This is a genomic window from Paraburkholderia sp. BR10937 (assembly GCF_040965695.1).
GTDB lineage: Bacteria > Pseudomonadota > Gammaproteobacteria > Burkholderiales > Burkholderiaceae > Paraburkholderia.
Genome location: NZ_JBFRCL010000119.1, coordinates 1 through 3,117 on the forward strand (window position 1 = coordinate 1; position 3,117 = coordinate 3,117).

Annotated in this window: 4 protein-coding genes; 2 read left to right on the forward strand and 2 right to left on the reverse strand. The window is 68.0% G+C overall.

The window, feature by feature from the left end; genetic code table 11:
• Both AB4Y44_RS42045 and pgi read left to right on the forward strand, forming a co-directional pair.
• The coding region (locus tag AB4Y44_RS42045; protein WP_368702775.1) for an NAD(P)H-hydrate dehydratase at window positions 1-264 on the forward strand (264 nt) is incomplete at its 5' end.
• 252 nt (window positions 265-516) lie between these two features.
• Window positions 517-2,136 carry a glucose-6-phosphate isomerase gene (gene pgi / locus AB4Y44_RS42050; protein WP_342923911.1) on the forward strand — a complete coding sequence of 540 codons (1,620 nt, stop codon included), beginning with the start codon at window positions 517-519 and terminating at the stop codon, window positions 2,134-2,136.
• Between the two features lie 54 nt (window positions 2,137-2,190).
• Here pgi and AB4Y44_RS42055 read toward each other — a convergent pair whose 3' ends face one another.
• Together AB4Y44_RS42055 and AB4Y44_RS42060 are read right to left on the reverse strand one after the other, a co-directional pair.
• On the reverse strand, window positions 2,191-2,937 hold the full coding sequence (locus AB4Y44_RS42055; protein ID WP_342923910.1) for an ABC transporter ATP-binding protein: 747 nt from the start codon (window positions 2,935-2,937) through the stop codon (window positions 2,191-2,193).
• The coding region (locus AB4Y44_RS42060) for a hypothetical protein (protein ID WP_368702776.1) at window positions 2,928-3,117 on the reverse strand (190 nt) is incomplete at its 5' end. The genes AB4Y44_RS42055 and AB4Y44_RS42060, both read right to left, overlap by 10 nt.

Consider the following 3,117-nt stretch of genomic DNA (forward strand, 5'->3'; position numbering starts at 1 on the left):
CGCCCCGGCACCGGCGGCGCGCTCGACGCGGCCCTCGCCACGGGCGGCACCGGCGACGTGCTCGGCGGCATGATCGGCGCGCTGCTGGCCCAACGCGTGCCGCCCTGCGAGGCGGCGCTCGCGGGCGTCTACCTGCACGGTCTCGCCGCCGACACGCTGTGCGCACAAGGCGACGGCCCCGCGGGGCTCACGGCGGGCGAACTCGCGCCAGCGGTGCGCAAGCTCATGAACCGGCTCTTTTACGCGCCGTCTTATGCCGCCTGAAGCCGCATCCGGCGCATCCGTTCGCGCGGCACGCGGCTTGCTTCACGACGACGCTCGCGCCACCTCCCGCACCCGGCACAGCCGCAGGCATCACAACGCTGCGCAGTGTCGCGCGAGGCCGCTATACTGATCCTCCGCACGCCGCCTTGCACCCAAGGCGGCCCGTGCTTCCCCGCGGCGCGCGAAGCGCGTTCGGCCTGACCGGCGAACCGCACCTGCCGCCCTCCATTCGTGATCCCTCGCTAGACGAACATGACGAATCCGCTCCCCGCCTGGTCCGCGCTACAGACGCATTACGAACAGATCCGCGACGAAAAGTTGCGCGACTGGTTCGCCCCCGCCAACGACCCAGCGCCGACGCGCGCCGAACGCTTCACGTTCGCAGGCGCCGGTCTCGGCGCCGACTTCTCGAAGAACCGCATCACCGACGCCACGCTCAAGCTGCTCGTGCAGCTCGCTCGCGAGGCCGGCGTGGAAGCGCGCCGCGATGCGATGTTCAAGGGCGAAGTCGTCAATCCGACGGAAGGCCGCGCGGCGCTGCACACCGCCTTGCGCGCCACCGAAGCCGACGCCCCGTTCCACGCCCAGATCGCCGCCGAGCGCGCGAAGATGGCGAAGTTCGCCGACGCCGTGCGCAGCGGCGCGTGGACCGGCTACACGGGCAAGCGCATCCGCCATGTCGTGAATATCGGCATCGGCGGCTCGGACCTCGGGCCGAAAATGGTCGTGCACGCGCTCAAGCATCTCGAGCTCCCCGAGATCACCTCGCACTTCGTCTCGAACGTCGACGGCGCGGACCTGTGGCGCACGATCGAAAACATCGATCCGGAAGAAACGCTGGCGATCATCGTGTCGAAGACGTTCACGACGCTCGAAACCATGACCAACGCACTGTCGATGCGCGACTGGTTCGTCAAGCACGGCTGTCCGCAAGGCGAACTCGCGAAGCATTTCGTGGGCGTCTCGGCCAATCCGGCCGAAGTCGTGAAGTTCGGCATCGCCAAAGAGAACGTGTTCGAGATGTGGGACTGGGTCGGCGGCCGCTATTCGTTGTGGTCGGCCGTGGGCCTCTCGATCATGATCGCCATCGGGCCGCAGCAGTTCGACGAACTGCTCGCCGGCGCGCACGACATGGACAAGCACTTCCGCGAAGCGCCGCTGGAAAAGAACCTGCCCGTGCTGCTCGGCATGATCGGCATCTGGTATCGCAACTTCTTCGGCTCGCAGAGCTATCTCGTTGCGCCCTATTCCGAAGCGCTGCACTTCCTGCCTTCGTATCTCCAGCAGCTCGAAATGGAGAGCAACGGCAAGTCGGCGCGCCTCGACGGCAAGTTCGTCGATTACGCGACCTCGGCGATCACCTGGGGCGAGCCCGGCACGAACGGCCAGCACGCGTTCTTCCAGATGCTGCACCAGGGCACGACGATCGTGCCGATCGACTTCATTGCCGTGCTCACGCCCGAGCATCCGCTGGCCGACCATCATCCGAAGCTGCTCGCGAACTGCTTTGCGCAGAGCGAGGCGATGATGCTTGGCCGCACCGAGGAAGAAGCGAAGAAGATCGCCGGCGCGGACAAGCCCGAACTCGTGCCGCACATCATGTTCCCCGGCAACCGCCCGACCACCACGCTGCTCGTCGATGCGCTCACGGCCCGCTCGCTCGGCGCGCTCATCGCGCTCTACGAGCACAAGGTGCTGGTGCAGGCTTCCGTGTGGGACATCAATCCGTTCGACCAGTGGGGCGTGGAACTCGGCAAGATCCTCGGCAAGGTGGTCGAAGCCGACCTGAACGCGGCAAGCGCCGATGTGAAGCCGCACGATTCATCCACGGCCGCGCTGATCGCGCGCGCCCGTGCGGCACTCAAGCGCTAACTCGCGGGGAACCGGCGTGCGCATGCACGGCGCACGCCGTTCACTATTCAGGCGCTAACGCCCGGCTTCGACGTTGTTCGCGTTGCGCGAGGCTGCCGCGCCATGCGGCGCGTTGGGCACGCGGTGGCCCGCTTCGATCGTGATGATGGCGTCGCAGCGCTGCGCGAGATCGACGTCGTGCGTGACGAGCACGAGCGTCGCGCCGTTGGCGCGATTGAGTTCGAACATCAGGTCGATGACGGCGTGGCCGGTGGCGGCGTCGAGGCTACCGGTGGGCTCGTCGGCGAACAGCACCGCGGGGCGCGTCACGAACGCGCGGGCGAGCGCCACGCGCTGCTGCTCGCCGCCCGAGAGCAGCTTCGGATAGTGGCCCGTGCGCTCGGCAAGACCCACGCGCTCGAGCAGCGTGCGCGCGCGGGCGAAAGCATCACGCGTCGACATGCCGCCCTGCAGTTCGAGCGGCAGCGCGACGTTCTCCAAAGCGGTGAGATGCGGCATCAGCTGGAACGACTGGAACACGAAGCCCACCGAGCCGTTGCGCAGCGCCGCGCGCTGGTCTTCGGCCATCCCGGTAAGCTCATGGCCCAGCAGGCGCACCGAACCCGCGCTCGCGCTGTCGAGGCCGGCCAGCAAACCGAGCAGCGTCGACTTGCCGGAACCGGAAGCGCCGACGATCGCCACGCTCCCGCCGGCCTGCACGGTGAGGTCGATGCCGTCGAGGATCGTCAGCTCGCCGGTGGCGTCGGTGACCCGCTTGCTCAAACCCCGTACTTCGATGACTGGATCGCTATTCATTCGCACATGATGACGCACAGGTTAGCCGTAAACCAGAAGCGCGCCGACGCGCTGCCGCCCATGCCGCAGCCCGCCGCCACGGCGTCCATCGCGCCGAGCGCGAGCCTGGCCGCCGCGTGCAGCATGAGTTCGGGGTGCGGCGCGTCGTAGGGCGGCGCGTCGCTGCCGAGAACGCCCACGTGAACC

Bases quoted from the DNA above. Each gene is read 5' to 3' on its own strand.
- pgi (WP_342923911.1), top strand. From the start codon at position 517: ATGACGAATCCGCTCCCCGCCTGGTCCGCGCTACAGACGCATTACGAA.